The 15,828-nt window shown below is 72.4% G+C and carries 14 protein-coding genes and 1 pseudogene; 5 read left to right on the top strand and 10 right to left on the bottom strand.

Going from position 1 to position 15,828, the window contains the following annotated elements:
• The 3 genes from EBH09_RS12720 to rdlA form a co-directional block, all read right to left on the bottom strand.
• The coding region (locus tag EBH09_RS12720; protein WP_153182653.1) for a chaplin at positions 1 to 532 on the bottom strand (532 nt) is incomplete at its 3' end.
• 148 nt (positions 533 to 680) lie between these two features.
• The gene (locus tag EBH09_RS12725) at positions 681 to 872 is read right to left on the bottom strand and encodes a chaplin (protein WP_274535660.1); all 192 of its coding nucleotides are present in this window, start codon (positions 870 to 872) and stop codon (positions 681 to 683) included.
• A gap of 324 nt (positions 873 to 1,196) precedes the next feature.
• Complete coding sequence (gene rdlA, locus EBH09_RS12730) at positions 1,197 to 1,589, bottom strand: rodlin RdlA (protein ID WP_121747067.1); 393 nt, start codon at positions 1,587 to 1,589, stop codon at positions 1,197 to 1,199.
• A 261-nt stretch (positions 1,590 to 1,850) separates the two neighbouring features.
• On the opposite strand from rdlA, the gene rdlB reads away from it, so the two are divergent.
• On the top strand, positions 1,851 to 2,252 hold the full coding sequence (gene rdlB / locus EBH09_RS12735) for a rodlin RdlB (RefSeq protein ID WP_121747068.1): 402 nt from the start codon (positions 1,851 to 1,853) through the stop codon (positions 2,250 to 2,252).
• Between the two features lie 73 nt (positions 2,253 to 2,325).
• Here the strand turns inward: rdlB and EBH09_RS12740 are convergent, their stop codons facing one another.
• The 4 genes from EBH09_RS12740 to EBH09_RS12755 all read right to left on the bottom strand — a co-directional run bounded on the left by EBH09_RS12740 (position 2,326) and on the right by EBH09_RS12755 (position 9,700).
• Positions 2,326 to 4,254 (bottom strand): AMP-dependent synthetase/ligase, encoded by a 1,929-nt coding sequence (locus EBH09_RS12740; RefSeq protein WP_121747069.1) that lies wholly within the window; start codon positions 4,252 to 4,254, stop codon positions 2,326 to 2,328.
• A gap of 100 nt (positions 4,255 to 4,354) precedes the next feature.
• Positions 4,355 to 5,932: a VWA domain-containing protein gene (locus EBH09_RS12745; protein ID WP_121747070.1), complete on the bottom strand. Its 1,578-nt coding sequence runs from the start codon at positions 5,930 to 5,932 to the stop codon at positions 4,355 to 4,357.
• 238 nt (positions 5,933 to 6,170) lie between these two features.
• Positions 6,171 to 7,052, bottom strand: a complete 882-nt coding sequence (locus EBH09_RS12750; RefSeq protein WP_121747371.1) for an ABC transporter permease — start codon at positions 7,050 to 7,052, stop codon at positions 6,171 to 6,173.
• Positions 7,049 to 9,700 (bottom strand): CocE/NonD family hydrolase, encoded by a 2,652-nt coding sequence (locus EBH09_RS12755; RefSeq protein WP_193776260.1) that lies wholly within the window; start codon positions 9,698 to 9,700, stop codon positions 7,049 to 7,051. The genes EBH09_RS12750 and EBH09_RS12755 overlap by 4 nt, the downstream gene beginning before the upstream one ends.
• A gap of 502 nt (positions 9,701 to 10,202) precedes the next feature.
• On the opposite strand from EBH09_RS12755, the gene EBH09_RS12760 reads away from it, so the two are divergent.
• Positions 10,203 to 11,063, top strand: a complete 861-nt coding sequence (locus tag EBH09_RS12760) for a hypothetical protein (protein WP_121747072.1) — start codon at positions 10,203 to 10,205, stop codon at positions 11,061 to 11,063.
• A gap of 68 nt (positions 11,064 to 11,131) precedes the next feature.
• Here the strand turns inward: EBH09_RS12760 and mmsA are convergent, their stop codons facing one another.
• Positions 11,132 to 12,634: a CoA-acylating methylmalonate-semialdehyde dehydrogenase gene (gene mmsA / locus EBH09_RS12765; protein WP_121747372.1), complete on the bottom strand. Its 1,503-nt coding sequence runs from the start codon at positions 12,632 to 12,634 to the stop codon at positions 11,132 to 11,134.
• Positions 12,635 to 12,648: 14 nt separating this feature from the next.
• Positions 12,649 to 12,831, bottom strand: a pseudogene (locus EBH09_RS38870) (hypothetical protein); the annotation flags it as partial.
• A 585-nt stretch (positions 12,832 to 13,416) separates the two neighbouring features.
• Here EBH09_RS38870 and EBH09_RS37805 point away from each other — a divergent pair.
• Positions 13,417 to 13,608: a MerR family transcriptional regulator gene (locus EBH09_RS37805; RefSeq protein ID WP_161326861.1), complete on the top strand. Its 192-nt coding sequence runs from the start codon at positions 13,417 to 13,419 to the stop codon at positions 13,606 to 13,608.
• 102 nt (positions 13,609 to 13,710) lie between these two features.
• On the top strand, positions 13,711 to 14,313 hold the full coding sequence (locus EBH09_RS12780) for a GNAT family protein (RefSeq protein ID WP_193776261.1): 603 nt from the start codon (positions 13,711 to 13,713) through the stop codon (positions 14,311 to 14,313).
• Here EBH09_RS12780 and EBH09_RS12785 read toward each other — a convergent pair.
• Complete coding sequence (locus tag EBH09_RS12785; protein WP_121747074.1) at positions 14,300 to 15,337, bottom strand: zinc-dependent alcohol dehydrogenase family protein; 1,038 nt, start codon at positions 15,335 to 15,337, stop codon at positions 14,300 to 14,302. The genes EBH09_RS12780 and EBH09_RS12785 overlap by 14 nt on opposite strands.
• A 159-nt stretch (positions 15,338 to 15,496) precedes the next feature.
• Between EBH09_RS12785 and EBH09_RS12790 the strand changes: the two genes are divergently transcribed.
• Entirely contained in the window at positions 15,497 to 15,736 is a 240-nt protein-coding gene (locus EBH09_RS12790; protein WP_121747075.1) for a heavy-metal-associated domain-containing protein, read from the top strand.
• Positions 15,737 to 15,828 lie beyond the last annotated feature (92 nt).

Genomic DNA, 15,828 nt, shown 5'->3' on the forward strand with positions numbered 1-15,828 from the left:
TGGGCGGCGGCGGCTCCTCCTCGCCGTAACCCGGGGGCTCCTCCGCCTGGTTGTCGCAGGAGTTGCCGAAGACCGGGTTGAGCGCGGCGATCACGTCGACGGTGTTGCCGCAGAGGTTCACCGGCACGTCGACCGGCACCTGCGCGGCGTTGCCGGAGCCGACACCGGGCGAGCCCACGGCCGCGCCGTCCGCGGAGGCGCCGGACGGGACGCGGACGTCCTCGCCGTGCCCACCGCCGTACCCGCCGTCCGGGTCCGTACCGTCGTCACCGTGTGGCGCGCCGTGCTTCACGGAGCCGCCGGTCTGCTCGTCCGAGCTGTTCTCGCACTCGTTGCCGAAGGCGGGGTTCAGCGCGGCGACCACGTCGACGGTGTTGCCGCAGGCGTTCACCGGCACGTCGACCGGCACCTGGACGGCGTTGCCGGACGCGACGCCCGGCGAGTTCTTGGCGGCCCCGTCCGCATGCGAGTCGGCAAGGGCGGGGCTGCCGCACAGGGAAAGGATGCCCGTCGCGGCGGCTGCCGCGACCATCCCCCTGCTCAGGGTCTGTCGCACTCTGGTTGTCTTCCTGCTGGTAGCGATTGCTGCAGAAGAGGCTGCAGAAAGGGGAAAAGCCGGCCCTGAACCAAACGAGTTGGCCAAGGCCGGCCGTGACGCAGCCGGTCGGTGCGGAACGACGTCAGTCGTTCTCGCACTCGTTGCCGAACGCGGGGTTCAGCAGACCAATCACGTTGATGGTGTTGCCGCACACGTTGACGGGCACGTGGACGGGGACCTGGACGACGTTGCCGGACAGGACGCCCGGGGAGCCGACCGCGGCACCCTCGGCGCCCGCGTCGGCGAAGGCCGGGGCAGCCATGCCCAGGGCCATGATCGCGCCCGCGACGACAGCAGCGCTCTTCTTCATGAACTTTCCCTTCTCTGCGGTCATGCCTGAATGACGGCCGAAACCGCGCGAGCACAGCATTGACGGCTCGCACCATGACCTGCAGCCTGCAAACGAGGAATTGACGGCCGGAGAAACTGTGGAACAGGGTGTCCCGCGAAATTCACTCGGATACACCACTACCCGTTACAGCCGTACCTCCAGGAGAGCGACGACGTCGTTCCGCTCGCCCGGCGAAAACATGGCCCGTGTACGGCCGGGCGGCCCGCGGGGAAGTCAGCGGGCCGCCCGGTCCGAGCGGGACGGGGCTCAGCCCTCGCTGTTCGCCGACAGGACCGCCAGGTCCTCCAGGACGTGCGACACGGCACCGTCACGCTTGGCCTGCGTGGAGTTGTCGGCACACTGCTGGTTCAGGTCGTCCGCCAGAACGTTGACGTCCTGGATCGGGACGAGGTTGATGACGGCGACGTTGATGTCCTCGAGGCCGAGGCACGGCTTGTTCAGCGTGCCCTCGACCAGCGAGAGCTGCGGGCTCATGTCGCCGTCGGTCGCCGAGTTGCCGAACGACGACGAGGCGCCGTTGCCGTTGGCCACGGCCGGCCCGTTGTCGTCCCCGATGGCAAACGCCTGGGGAGCGGCGGCAGCCGTCATGCCGATCACAGAAGCGGCAGCCGCCGCGGCGACCATTGCCTTCTTGAGCACTTCGCGTTCCTTTCGTCGTAGCGACGCACTGTCCTACGGCCTCATCAACCCGGTGGGGAGTGATTGGTTGCGGGCGTTCACCCGGTTGGCCCGCACCGGAACTGGAAAACGCAGGAATATCCGCTGGAACGCGCAGCGGTACGCGTATCCGCACACATTTGCCGTTGTGGGCCGACGGAGTGAACGGGAGAAACCCGAACGCACCCACGGAGTTGACCAGAGGGCTCCGGTGGACGGGGTTTCCTCAGAAAGGACTGGCCAGTGATCAAGAAGGTTGTTGCCTACGCGGCGATCGCCGCCTCCGTCATGGGGGCCTCCGCTGCCGCGGCCCCGCAGGCTATGGCGATCGGCGACGACAGCGGCCCCGTCTCCGCGAACGGAAACGGCGCCTCGCAGTACTTCGGCAACTCGGCGACCCACGGCAACATGAGCCCGCAGATGGCGCTCATCCAGGGCTCCTTCAACAAGCCGTGCCTCGCCGTCAGCGACGTCCCGGTCAGCGTCATCGGCCTCGTCCCGATCCAGGACCTCAACGTCCTGGGCGATGACATGAACCAGCAGTGCTCCGAGAACTCCACGCAGGCCAAGCGCGACGGTGCGCTGGCGCACCTCCTGGAGGACGTCTCGATCCTGTCCTCCAACGGCGAGGGCGGCAAGGGCTGACATCGGCCGAGGGGCGGGCCGCCGAGCACATCGGCGGCCCGCCCCTTTCGCATGCCCTGACCGTGCCGCTCGCTCAGCTGCCCGGCGCCGCGTAGAGCGCCTCGATCTCGTCCGCGTACGCCGCCACCGCCGCGTGCCGTTTCACCTTCAGTGACGGGGTCAGCAGCCCGTTCTCCTCGGTGAACTCGCCCTCGACGAGCCGGAAGGCGCGGATGGACTCGGCCCGGGAGACGGCGGCGTTGGCGTGGTCGACGGCCTTCTGGACGTCGGCGCGGATCCGCTCGTCCCGTACGACCTCGGACATCGGGGTGTCGGCGGGCAGCCCACGGACCGACAGCCAGTGGGCGACGGCGTCCGGGTCGAGGGTGACCAGGGCGGCGACGAAGGGCCGGTTGTCGCCGACGACGAGGCACTGGGCGACGGGCGGGCGGCTGCGCAGGCGGTCCTCCAGGACGGCCGGGGAGACGTTCTTGCCGCCGGAGGTGACCAGGAGGTCCTTCTTGCGGCCGGTGATGGTCAGGTAGCCGTCGGCGTCGAGGGAGCCGAGGTCACCGGTGGCGAACCAGCCGTCGGTGAGGGCGGCGGCGGTGGCCTCCGGGTTGTTCCGGTAGGCCCCGAAGACGATCCCGCCCTTGATGAGCACCTCGCCGTCGTCGGCGATGCGCACGGCCGTGCCGGGGACCGGGGGGCCGACGGTGCCGGGGCGGGGCCCCAGGGGCGGGACGATGGTGGCGGCGGCGGTGGTCTCGGTCAGGCCGTAGCCCTCGTAGACCATGATTCCGGCGGCGTAGAAGAACAGGTTGAGGTCGTGGTCGAGCGGGGAGCCGCCGCTGATGGCGTAGCGCATCCGGCCGCCCAGTTCCGCCCGGACCCTGCGGTAGACCAGCAGGTCGTACAGGGCCCAGCCGGCCCACAGGGCGGGGCCGGGGCCCTTGCCGCGGCCGAGGATACGCTCCAGGTGGGCGGCGCCGAAGCGGACGGCGAGGTGGTGGGCGCGGTCGAAGGAGGCGCCGCGGCCGATCTTCTCGGCGGTCGCGCGGCCCGTGTCGTGGATCTTCTCGAAGAGGTACGGGACGCCGACCAGGAAGGTCGGGCGGAACGTCTTCAGCGCGGGGCGCAGCTCGTCGGGCTTGATGCTCGGGAAGTGGCCGATCTCGATGCGGGCCAGCAGACAGGCGATCTGGATGGTGCGGCCGAGGATGTGGGCGAGGGGCAGGAAGAGGAGGGTCGAGGCGGTCTGGCCGGTGACCTCCTTGAAGATCGGGTGCAGCAGCTCGACCGTGTTGGCGGCCTCGGCGTGCAGGTTGGCGTGGGTGAGGACGCAGCCCTTGGGGCGTCCGGTGGTGCCGGAGGTGTAGCAGAGGGTCGCCACCGTGTCCGGGGTCAGGGCGGTGCGGCGCTTGGTGACCTCCTCGTCGCTCACGCCCCTGCCGAGGGCGGTGAGGTCGGCGAGCGCGCCGGCGTCGAGTTCCCAGGCGCGCGGGCCCTCGGGATGGTCGGCGGTGCCGGTCAGGACGGTGGCGGTGTTGGCGGCGGTCTCGGTGACCACGTGGCGGGCGCCGGAGTCGCGGACGATCCACTCGACCTGGTCGGCGGAGGAGGTGGCGTAGACGGGCACGGTCTGGCCGCCGGCCGCCCAGATCGCGAAGTCCAGGACCGTCCACTCGTAGCGGGTACGGGACATGACGGCGACCCGCCCGCCGGGTTCCAGGCCGGCGGCGATCAGGCCCTTGGCCACGGCGGTCACCTCGCGGGCGAACTCCGCCGCCGTGACGGGCCGCCAGACGCCGTTCACCTCGCGGCGCAGGACCACCGTGCCGGGGGCCTCGGCCGCGTTGGTGAACGGGATGTCGGCGGTGCTGCCGGTGGTGGGGCGGGACGCGAGGGGCGCGGTGCGGGCCTCGCGGACGGTGCCGTCCGCGTCCCGGACCGTTTCGGTCCGGGTGCGGGACGCCAGGTCGCCGCGCTGTTTCGCCCGTTTCAGGTCCCTGCGTACGCCCATGTCGGCTCCCGGTCGCGGATCGGAGTGGTGTTGCGCTGCCTCTTCCCGTTACTTACTTGAGAGTAAACTTACTTGTGCGTAAGGGGTCAACGGGTGCGGCTCAGGTCAGCCGGTCGGCCTGCCGGACCGCCTCGGCGAGCTGCCCGACGTCCGGGTCCTCCGTGCTGTCGGCCAGCGCGCCGGCACGTTCGGCGAGTTCGCCGAGGCGCGGTGCGCCGGGCAGGGCGCCGCCGCCCCCGTCGTACGGGGCGCGCAGCGCGTCGGCGAAGTAGGCGGCCGTCGCCGTGACCCGCAGGCCGCGGTCCGCGCCCCAGACCGAGTCGGCGAGGGTGCCGGTCTCCACGTCGCCGGACTCCTCGTGCGGGGCGCGGGTGCCCGGGTCGAGCCAGCGGACGGTGGCCGTGGCGAGGTGGCCGTCGGCGCCGGGCCGGACGCGGACGGCGTACAGGGCGGTGACGGTGTGGCCGGGGCCGACCTCGCCGCCGTCGACGCGGTCGTCGCGGAAGTCCTCGTCGGCGACCCGGCGGTTGTCGTAGCCGACGAGGCGGAACTCGGCGACCGTCTCGGGGTCGAAGGCGACCTGGGCCTTGGCGTCGCGGGCGGTCAGCTCGATGTGGCGCGGGAGTTGCTCGCTGAAGACCTCACGGGCGTCCTCGGTGTCCGACACGTACGTCGTGTGGCCGTCGCCCTTGTCGGCGAGGCGTTCCATCAGGGCGTCGCCGTAGTCGCTGCCGACGCCGACGCCGAAGAGGGTGATGCCGTGCTCGCGGCGCTCGTCCGCGATGCGTTCGAGGATGGCGTCCGCGTCGGTGTCGCCGGTGTTGGCGAGGGCGTCGGAGACGAGGACGACGCGGTTGGTGGCGCCCTCGCGGCGGCCCTCGACGGCCGTGTCGTAGCCGGTCTCGACGCCCGCGCCGAGGTTGGTGGAGTCGGTCGGCTCCAGGCTGTCGATCGCGTCGTGGACCCGGCCGCGGCGGTCGCCGAGCCGGGTCATCGGCAGCACGGTCTCGGCCTCGTCGCTGAAGGTGACGAGCGCGACCGAGTCGTCGTCGCGCAGGCGGTCGGTCATCGTGCCGAGGGACTCCTTGGCGAGGTCGAGCCGGCCGGGTTCGGCCATGGAGCCGGAGATGTCGATGACGAACGTCAGGGCGGCGGGCGGGCGTTCGCCCTCCTGCTCGGCTCCGCGGGTCGCCAGGCCCACGCGGACCAGCGACCAGTCCTCCTCGTCGGTGCGGGCGCCGTCCACCGTCACCGTGAAGCCGTCGCCGTCGGGGCGGTCGTAGTCCTGGCGGAAGCTGTTGACGAACTCCTCGGGCCGGACCGTCGACGGGTCGGGCAGCCGGCCCTCGGAGAGGGTGCGGCGGGCGTAGCCGTAGGAGGCGGTGTCGACGTCCAGGGCGAAGGTGGAGAGGTGGTCGGGGTCCGGGGCGGTCTCCCGGGAGTCCTCGGTCTCCCCGGATTCCCCGGTCGCCGTGCCGCCGTCGTAGCGCTGTTCGCCCTCGTCCCTGGGGCGGTCGGGCGCGGGCATCGGGACCGAGTCACCCCGGGAGTCGGCCGCGGACTCCTTCGTCCCCTGATCCGCGTCGCCCCCGCCCGCACAGCCGGTGAGCAGCAGGCCGCCCGCCGCCGTGAGCGCGAGCAGCGCGCCGATCGGCCTTCGTGTCCGGTACCGCTTCATCTTCCGTTCCCCCTGGTTCCGTTGACGCCGGTGTACGTGACTGTGACGGCGCGGCGGGGCGGAACGTGCGGCACGGGGCGTTACGGGTGCGTCTCGAAGTGGGCACGGCGGCGGACCGTCGAGACCGGTGGGTGACCCTCCGGTGACCTGGGCGAGGTCTCCACGACGGAGCGGGGCCGGGGAAGGTCGCCGGGATCCCGGTGCCGGTGCCCTCGACGACCTCCCCGGACGACGCTTCCTAGGACACGATGTCCTTGCGGGCGAATCCCCGGAAGGCGAGGGCGAACAGCACGAGCGCGTACGTCACCGACAGCGACGTGCCCTGGATCAGGCGGGTCCAGTCCAGCTCGGGCCGGACCGTGTCGAGCCAGGCGTACTGCCAGTGCGCGGGCAGGAAGTCGCGCCAGTCGCCGAGGGCGGTCACCTCGTCCAGGACGTTGCCGATGATGGTCAGGCCGACCGCGCCGCCGACCGCGCCGAGCGGCGCGTCCGTCTTGGTGGAGAGCCAGAACGCCAGGGCCGCGGTGACCAGTTGCGAGACGAAGACGTACGCCACCGTGATGGCCAGGCGCTCGGCCGCGGTGCCGGTGGGCAGGCTGCCGCCGGTGGGCAGCTCCAGCGGCCCCCAGCCGTAGGCGGCCGAGCCGACGGCGAGCGCGACCAGCGGCAGCAGGACGATCGCGGCGAGGCTGAGGGTGAGGGCGACGACCAGCTTGGACCAGAGCAGGCGGGCGCGGGGCACCGGAGCCGCGAGCAGATAGCGCAGGGACGACCAGCCGGCCTCCGAGGCGACCGTGTCCCCGAAGAACAGGGCGACGGGCACGACGAGGAGGAAGCCCGCGGAGGCGAAGAGGTTCACCGCGGCGAAGTTGGCCCCGGACGCGGTGGCCGAGTCCATCAGGCTGATCCGGTCGTTCGCGCCGCCCGGCTCGCCGCCGATCCGGAAGGCGACGAGCAGGACGAACGGCAGGGCGAACAGAATGCCGCCCATGACGAGTGTGCGGCGCCGCTTCAGCTGCCGGACCAGCTCGACCCGCACGGGCAGCGTGCGGCCCGCGCGGTAGCCCTCGGCGGCCTCCTGGGGGCCGGCGGGCGCGGCGCGTTCGGCCAGCGTGCTCATGCCGGGTCTCCGATCAGGGTGAGGAAGGCGTCCTCGAGGCGCCGGTGGGGGCCCACCGACTCCACGGGCACGTCCAGGCGTACGAGTTCGGCGATCAGGTCCCGTGCCGCTCCCCCGCTGTCGAGGCGGACCAGCAGACCGCCGTCGGTGGCGGCGGCGGAGGCCACGCCCGGCAGGGTGGCGACCTTCTCGACGAGGGGCGCGTCCACACGTGCGGAGGTGCCCACGAGCAGCGTGTCGCCGGAGCCGACGATCTCGCCGACCGGGCCGGCCTGGACGAGCCTGCCGTGGTCCATGACGACCAGGTGGGTGCAGGTCTGCTCGACCTCGGCCAGCAGGTGGCTGGAGACGATCACCGTGCGGCCGGCCGCCGCGTAGCGGATCATCACCTCGCGCATCTCGCGGATCTGCGGCGGATCCAGGCCGTTGGTCGGCTCGTCCAGGATCAGCAGGTCGGGCAGGCCCAGCATGGCCTGGGCGATGGCGAGGCGCTGACGCATCCCCTGGGAGTAGGTGCGCACCGCGCGGGCGAGCGCGTCGCCGAGGCCGGCGATCTCCAGGGCCTCGTCCAGGTGGGCGTCCTCGGGCGGGCGGCCGGTGGCCCGCCAGTACAGCTCCAGGTTCTCGCGGCCGGACAGGTGCGGCAGGAAGCCCGCGCCCTCGACGAACGCGCCGACGCGGGAGAGCACGGGGGCGCCGGGCGCGATGGCGTGGCCGAAGACGCGGACCTCGCCGCCGTCCGGCGCGATCAGGCCCATCAGCATGCGCAGGGTCGTCGTCTTGCCGGCGCCGTTCGGCCCGAGCAGTCCCAGTACCTGGCCCTTGTCCACCCGGAACGACAGGTCCCGGACGGCGTACCGGTCGGTGGACTTGGCGTACCGCTTGCTGAGGTCCGTGATCTGGAGCGGTACCTCGGCCAGCGCGGGGTCGGGCGGCGGGGCCGTGGTGCGGCGGCGGGCGGTCAGCAGCAGGGCCGCGGCGACGGCGGCTCCCGCGAGGGGCGCCCACCAGACCCAGGCGGGCAGCCCGGCCACCTGTCCGGTCCCGCCGAGTGCCGTCGGCACCTTCAGATCGCCCTTGAGGGAGACGGTGTACGTGGCGGGGGCGGCCGGTGAGGCGTAGCCGAGGTCGGTGGAGGAGAGGACCAGGCGCAGCCGGTGGCCGCTCTCGATCTCGTGGTCGACGGCCGGCAGGGTGATCTCCACGTCCTTGCCCGCTCCGGCCTCCGCCACCCTGATGGGTGTGACCAGTTGGGAGGGGAGCACCTGCTGGGCGCCGCCGGGGGCGACGTCGTACACCTTGGCGAAGAGTACGGCCTCGTCGCGGGTGGACTTCACGTGGACGGTCGCGGTCGGGGAGCCGGTGATCTGCAGGTCGTCCCGGAGCGGCGCCGACTCGAAGGCGGCGAACTGGCCGGGGAAGTCCAGGGAGACGCCGAGTCCGAGCGAGGAGAGCTGGGACAGACCGCCGGAGCCGCCGATTCCGGGCAGTGCGGAGACGGCGGGCGGGCTGGCGCCGGCCGGGTTGTCGAAGCTCTGCTCGCGTCCGCGCAGTTCGACCGGGCGGAGTTCCTCGCCCAGGCCGGGGTACGAGTCGGCGCTCACACCCTCCAGGCGGGGTTCGCCGTCGCCGCTGCCGGAGCCGAGGGTGCGGCTGACGCGGAAGCCGGGGCCGGTGCCCGCCGACTCGTCGCCCTTCAGATAGCGGTCGAACCACGCCCCGACGCGGGCCTGGACCCGGTCCGTCTCCATGTCGCCGCCGTCGTGGCCGCCCGAGATCCAGTCGACGGCCACCGGGGCGCCGTTGGCACGGATCGCCTTCGCGGCCCGGTCGGCCTGGCCGAGCGGGAAGAGGGAGTCGGTCTGGCCCTGCATCAGCAGCGTGGGCACGTCGATACGGTCGCCGACGGCCTGCGGGCTGCGTTGGCCGAGCAGTTCCACGGCCTCCGGGTCCGGCTGCCCGGACTCGGCGACCCGCTGGTACATGCGGCAGAGCTGGTCCTCGAACCGGTCGCAGCCGCCGCCCAGGTTGACGAAGAGGCCGGCCCACAGCTTCTTGAAGACGCCGTTCGGGAAGAGGGCGTCCGAGAGGTTCCAGTACGTTATGGCGGGGGCGATGGCGTCGACCCGCTGGTCGTGCCCGGCGGCCAGCAGCGCGACCGCGCCGCCGTAGGAGCCGCCGGCGACGCCCACCCGCGGGTCGCCCTTCTCGTCCAGCCGGACCTGCGGCTGCTTCGCCAGCCAGTCGATCAGCCGGGACACGTCGGCGACCTCGCCGTCCGGGGAATTCAGTCCGATCTTCCCCGTGGACTTCCCGAAGCCGCGCGCCGACCAGGTCAGGACCGCGTACCCGTCCTGTGCGAGGCTCTCCGCCTGCTCCCGTACGTCGGCCTTGCTGCCGCCGAAGCCGTGCGCGAGCAGGACGGCCGGGCGGTCGCCGCCGGGGCCCGCCGTGAAGTAGGAGGTGTCCAGGCGCACCCCGTCGCCCACGGCCATGACCCGGTCGGCGCGTCGCACCGGGGGCGCGTCGTCGCCGGCGACGGCCGTCCATGTCCCGGCGCCGGCGAGCACGACGACGGCGGCCGCGGCGGTGAGCATCCGCCGCGGCCCCCGTAGCAGCCCGCGCACGCGGGGCAGTCGAAGATCCATGCGTCAACGGTACGGGCCGCCGCCGACAACAGAGGCAGCCCGGGGGCTGAACCGCCGCCCCTCCCACGGAAGTACGGCACCGGTGCGGCGTACCACGGGCGCGGTAGGGCCGGTTGCGCGCCGAACCGGCTGCGGGAGCGCTGGTCACGGCCCGGCGGGCTCCCGGACGTCCCAAGAACGTGGAGGCGGGGGGCACGCACGAGAGCGTCAGGAGAGTGCCGCCGACGACCCCGACGGAGCGTTTGAGCGTCCGGGACTCCGGCGGGGCCGAAAGGTCCGGGGGCGCCGCGGCGACGGTCTCGCAATACGTCGACCGATGCCGCCGGAACGCTCGAAAACGGCATCAGGATCCTTCCCGTAAGGCGCCCTTGAGGCGTACGGGAACCGTAGGGAACGGGGCAGCAAAAGCGTCCCGTCGTGCGGTATCCGGACGCTGTCGGTGAGGGCCGGTAGAGTCCCGGGCACAGGTGAATCACAGCAACGAAGCAACGGGTGGGGACTCATGAAGCTGACATACACCGCTGCCTGGGTGGGGCTGACGGCGGCGGCGATGGTCGCGGCGACCGCGTGCGGCTCGGAGGGCGCCAAGACGGCCGCCGAGAGCGCCGACAAGGCGGCCGACACGGCCGTGAGCAAGGCCGACACGATCATGGCCGCGCTCTCGCGGGCCACCGACCGGACCGAGGAGCTGGGCTCCGCCGAGGTCAGGACGACGACCGACCTGGGCACCGGTGAGCCGGTCTCCATGGACGGCACCTACTCCTGGGGCGACGGCTACGCGCTCGACGTCGAGATGGACACCGAGGCCGCGCAGATGCAGGAGCTCACGGACTCCCCGACCGTGCGCACCCTGTTCGTGGACGGCGCCTACTACTACGACATCGACCCCCAGCCCGCCGGCCCGCTCGCGGGCAAGGAGTGGATGAAGATCGACGGGTCGGCCGTGTTCGGCGAGTCGGGCGCCGCCGCGATGAGCGGGGGCGGCGGCGCCAGCCCGGCGGACTCCATGAAGGGCCTCAAGTACGCGAGCGACGTCGACGACCTCGGCGAGGAGACCGTCAACGGCAAGTCCACGACCCACTACCGGGCCGTGCTCGACCAGGAGGACATGGGCAAGTTCAAGGAGGCCTTCAGCGGCGCCGACAGTCTGCTCAACTCCACCACCGGCGGTGGCTCGATCACCATGGACATCTGGGTGGGCGACAAGGACCTGCCGGTGCGCCTGAAGCAGGAGTTCGGCGCCATGGAGGTCACCATGGACTTCGACAAGTTCGGCGCCACCAAGGAGATCGCGGCCCCGCCCGCCGAGCAGACCGGCGACCTCACGGAAGAAGTGAAGAACTCCGGAGTGCAGCAGGGCTGACACACGCGCCGGTGCCTTCGCCCCACCGGGTGGGACGGAGGCACCGTGCGTCTCGGGCCCGCCGCGTCTCAGTGGTTGCGCGGGAAGCCCAGGTCCACGCCGGCCGGGCCGTCGGCCGGGTCCGGCCAGCGGGTGGTGACGACCTTGCCGCGGGTGTAGAAGTGCGTGCCGTCGTTGCCGTAGATGTGGTGGTCGCCGAAGAGCGAGTCCTTCCAGCCGCCGAAGGAGTGGTAGCCCACGGGGACCGGGATCGGGACGTTCACGCCGACCATGCCGGCCTCGACCTCCAGCTGGAAGCGGCGGGCCGCGCCGCCGTCCCGGGTGAAGATCGCGGTGCCGTTGCCGAAGGGGGACGCGTTGATGAGCGCGATGCCCTCCTCGTAGGTCTCGGCGCGCAGCACGCACAGGACCGGGCCGAAGATCTCGTCCTGGTAGGCCCTCGCCGTGGTCGGCACCCGGTCCAGCAGGGAGATGCCGATCCAGTGGCCGTCCTCGTGGCCGTCGACCGTGTGTCCGGTGCCGTCCAGGACGACCTCGCAGCCCTCGGCCGCCGCGCCCTCGACGTAGGACGCCACCTTGTCGCGGTGCGCCGCGGTGATGAGGGGGCCCATCTCCGACGCCGGGTCGTCGCCGGGGCCGATCTTGATCTTCTCGGCGCGCTCGCGGATCTTCTCGACCAGCTCGTCGCCGACGGCGCCGACCGCGACGACCGCGGAGATCGCCATGCAGCGCTCGCCGGCCGAGCCGTAGGCCGCGCTCACCGCCGCGTCGGCCGCCGCGTCGAGGTCGGCGTCCGGCAGCACCAGCATGTGGTTCTTGGCGCCGCCGAGCGCCTGCACCCGCTTGCCGTTCGCGGAGGCGGTGGTGTGGATGTAGCGGGCGATCGGGGTCGAGCCGACGAACGAGACCGCCTTGACGTCCGGGTGCTCCAGCAGGCGGTCCACGGCCACCTTGTCACCGTGCACGACGTTGAAGACGCCGTCCGGCAGACCGGCCTCGGAGAGCAGCTCGGCGATCCTCATCGCGGCCGACGGGTCCTTCTCGCTCGGCTTGAGCACGAAGGTGTTGCCGCAGGCGATGGCGATGGGGAACATCCACATCGGCACCATCGCCGGGAAGTTGAACGGCGTGATGCCGGCGACCACGCCGAGCGGCTGCCGGATCGAGGACACGTCGACGCGGGTGGCGACCTGCGTCGACAGCTCGCCCTTGAGCTGCACGGTGATGCCGCAGGCCAGGTCGACGATCTCCAGGCCGCGCGCGACCTCGCCGAGCGCGTCGGAGTGCACCTTGCCGTGCTCGGCGGTGATCAGCTCGGCGATCTCGTCGCGGTGGGCGTCCAGCAGCGCCCGGAACTTGAAGAGGATCGAGGTGCGCTGCGCCAGCGAGGACTGCCCCCAGGTCAGGTACGCGTCCTTGGCGGCGGCGACCGCGGCGTCCACCTCGTCGACGGAGGCGAAGGCGACCTTCGTGGTGACCGCGCCGGTGGCCGGGTTGGTCACCGGCCCGTACGTGCCCGAGGCGCCTTCGGCGGTCTTGCCGCCGATCCAGTGGTTGACGATGTTCGTCATGACCGAGAACTCCTTCACAGATGGCGGCGACGGGTCGAGACGTGCCGTTGGTCCAGCTCACGGGCCGTGACCGGCGACGATCGGGTCGCGGTTACGGCCATGGGTCCATCCCAGCAGCCGGGCGCGCCGGGCGCGCCCGACACTCTGTATGCGGTTTGGGTGTCCGCGTAGACACGTGGGGCAGTGCCGGCGGCCCGCACGGCGACGGGACGCGGAAACCTCCGGCGCGGGGCCGGTGCGAGCGGGGAGTCGGCGCTCGGACTTCGCTCCTGCCAGGGCGAAGCGGCCTTCCCGCGCCGGAGGCGTTGGGTGGGAGAACCGGCGACGGCGGGACGGGACTCGGGCCCCGGCGATCGGGTCGTGCGCCATCGCGTTCCCCTTCGTGCCCGTGGTTGCCTGCCCGCCGTTGCGTCTCCCCCCGGTTTCTAGCCCCGCGCGTGCGGCCTGTCAATGTTTTGTCCGGACATTCGGACGACATGGCCGACGACATGGTCCGGGTGGCGGTCCGCCCGCGCGCACGGGACTGCCCGGGCATCCGAAGTCAACGCGCCGCGCCCGGGCTCCGGCGCATCCCTTTGCGGCACTCCTGTCACAAAGACGCCCTTCGTGTCACACATGTCACGGGCGGGCGGGTCTTCCGTCACACCCGGGAACGGCCCCTGACCGTCCTCCGCTCCACGTCGTTCACCCCGCACAGGCTTGGTGATCGCCAGCGCAGCGCCCGGCTCCCCCCGGCGGCCGTCCCCGGTCGCCGCCGCGGTGCGCGCAGGGAGGTGCGACTAGTGACCGACCGAAGGCTCTGGTCCTACAAGGACATCGCGGCCCACATCCGGGTCCAGCCGGACACCGTGCGGTCGTACCGCAAGCACGGGCTGCTGCCCCCGCCCGACCACGTGGAGGGCGGGAAGCCCTACTGGTACGCGGACACGATCCGGGCCTGGGTGGCGTCCCGCCCCCGCAACCGGAACCGGTAGACGAAGCCGGCGGACGAAGCCGGTCGAAGGAGCCGGCGGACGTAGCCGGTGGACCGGAAAACCGTTCTGTGCCCCACGGTCTCGTGGGGCACAGTGCCGTACATGGACTTCTCCGTGAAACCCGTCCTGACCGGCGACAGGACCGTACTGCGACCGTTCACCGAGGCCGACGCCGAGCAGATGTGGGAGATCATCAACGACCCCGAGGTCGAGCGCTTCACCGGCCCACCGGGACACGAACTCACCCCGGAGCTGCTCCGCGCCTGGTACGGCTCCCGCGGCGCCCAGCCCGACCGGCTCGACCTGGCGGTCACCGATCCCGCCGACGGGGGACTCCTCGGCGAGGTCGTACTCAACGAATGGGCGCCCGAGAGCCGTACCTGCACCTTCCGCACCCTAATCGGCCCGCGGGGCCGCGGCCGGGGGATCGGCACGGAGGCGACCCGGCTGATCGTCGGGTACGGCTTCGAGGAACTCGGTGTGCACCGCGTCCAGTTGGAGGCCTACGCCTACAACCACCGGGCCCTGCGGGTCTACGAGAAGGTCGGGTTCGTGATGGAGGGGGTCCGGCGCGAGGTGGAGTGGCGCGACGGCGCGTGGGTGGACGAGGTGCTGATGGCCGTCCTCGACCACCAGTGGGCCGCGCATCGCGGGCACCCCCGGACCGGCAGCTCACGCCCCGGGGCCGGCGTCACGGCTCGATGACCGTCACCCCCGCGCCGGGCGCCGTCCCCATCGCGGCCAGTGCGGCCGGGACCGCGTCCAGCCCGATGGTGGACGTCACCAGCAGGTCGGGCCGGAGCGTTCCCGCGCGGACCAGTTCCAGCATCGGCGGGTAGGTGTGCGCGGCCATCCCGTGGCTGCCGAGGAGTTCGAGCTCCAGGGCGACGGCTCGGGCCATCGGCACCGGTGTGGTGCCGTCCGGCGAGGGCAGCAGCCCGACCTGGACGTGCCGGCCGCGGCGGCGCAGGCCGTTCACGGACGCTGCGCAGGTGACGGGCGAGCCGAGGGCGTCGAGGGAGAGGTGGGCGCCGCCGCCGGTGAGGTCGCGGACCGCCGCCGCCGTCTCCGGCGTCCGGGCCGCGTCCACGCACTCCGCCGCGCCGAACGCCCGCGCCAGCTCCAGCGCCCGGGGCGACACGTCCACGGCGACGACCCGCGCGCCCGCGGCCGCCGCGATCATCACGGCCGACAGGCCGACGCCGCCGCAGCCGTGCACCGCGACCCACTCCCCCGCCGCGAGACGCCCCTGCTGCACCACGGACCGGAACGCCGTGGCGAACCGGCAGCCGAGGGAGGCGGCCGTCGCGCACGACATGCCCTCGGGGACGGCGACGAGGTTGACGTCGGCGTGGTCGAGGGCCACGTACTCGGCGAAGGAGCCCCAGTGGGTGAAGCCGGGCTGGCTCTGGCGTTCGCACACCTGCTGGTCGCCCGCCGCACACGCCCCGCAGCTCCCGCAGGCGCAGACGAAGGGCACGGTCACACGGTCGCCGGGCCGCCACCCGGTCACGCGGTCGCCGACCGCCGCCACGACACCGGCGAGTTCGTGACCGGGCACGTGCGGCAGCTCGATGTCCGGATCGTGCCCCTGCCAGCCGTGCCAGTCGCTGCGGCACAGCCCGGTCGCCTCGACGCGGACCACGACGCCGTGCGGCGCGGGCTCCGGGTCGGGCACCTCCCGTACCTCGGCAGGCTCCCCGAACCGCTCGAACACGACCGCGCGCATCCGTCACCCTCACTTCCGTACCGGCGTTCCCGCTTCCGGTCCCCCATCTCACGGCAGCCTGCGCCGGGCTCATACCCCCTAGGGGTACAGTGGGAGGTGAGTGGTCCACGCTGGGACCACGGGTACCCGCCCATGAACGCCCCGACGAGGAGTAACGACATGACCGCCCAGACCGACACCCAGGGCTCCGTCACCACCGTCTACAAGGTGAGCGGAATGAGCTGCGGACACTGCGAGGGCGCCGTCTCCGGCGAGATCGCCGAGATCGCCGGCGTCGGCTCGGTGCAGGCCGTCGCCTCGACCGGCGAGGTCACCGTCGTCTCCGAGACGCCCCTGGACGACGCGGACGTGCGCGCCGCCGTGGACGAGGCGGGCTTCGAGCTCGTCGGCCGGGTCTGAGCCACGGCGCCACAAGCGCGCCACCACTACCACCCCAGCACTCTCAGCACTCCCAGCACTGCGCTCCCAGCGCTCTCAGCAGCACCCACAGC

This window comes from Streptomyces sp. E2N166 (genome assembly GCF_003671715.1).
Lineage (GTDB): Bacteria > Actinomycetota > Actinomycetes > Streptomycetales > Streptomycetaceae > Streptomyces > Streptomyces thinghirensis.

Excerpts from the sequence above, each read along its gene's own strand:
- EBH09_RS12780 (WP_193776261.1), top strand. The coding sequence starts at position 13,711 with ATGGACTTCTCCGTGAAACCCGTCCTGACCGGCGACAGGACCGTACTG.
- EBH09_RS12740 (WP_121747069.1), bottom strand. The coding sequence starts at position 4,254 with ATGGGCGTACGCAGGGACCTGAAACGGGCGAAACAGCGCGGCGACCTG.
- EBH09_RS12785 (WP_121747074.1), bottom strand. The coding sequence starts at position 15,337 with ATGCGCGCGGTCGTGTTCGAGCGGTTCGGGGAGCCTGCCGAGGTACGG.
- EBH09_RS12760 (WP_121747072.1), top strand. The coding sequence starts at position 10,203 with ATGAAGCTGACATACACCGCTGCCTGGGTGGGGCTGACGGCGGCGGCG.
- EBH09_RS12745 (WP_121747070.1), bottom strand. The coding sequence starts at position 5,932 with ATGAAGCGGTACCGGACACGAAGGCCGATCGGCGCGCTGCTCGCGCTC.
- EBH09_RS12750 (WP_121747371.1), bottom strand. The coding sequence starts at position 7,052 with ATGAGCACGCTGGCCGAACGCGCCGCGCCCGCCGGCCCCCAGGAGGCC.
- EBH09_RS12790 (WP_121747075.1), top strand. The coding sequence starts at position 15,497 with ATGACCGCCCAGACCGACACCCAGGGCTCCGTCACCACCGTCTACAAG.
- EBH09_RS12755 (WP_193776260.1), bottom strand. The coding sequence starts at position 9,700 with ATGGATCTTCGACTGCCCCGCGTGCGCGGGCTGCTACGGGGGCCGCGG.
- mmsA (WP_121747372.1), bottom strand. The coding sequence starts at position 12,634 with ATGACGAACATCGTCAACCACTGGATCGGCGGCAAGACCGCCGAAGGC.
- EBH09_RS12725 (WP_274535660.1), bottom strand. The coding sequence starts at position 872 with ATGGCCCTGGGCATGGCTGCCCCGGCCTTCGCCGACGCGGGCGCCGAG.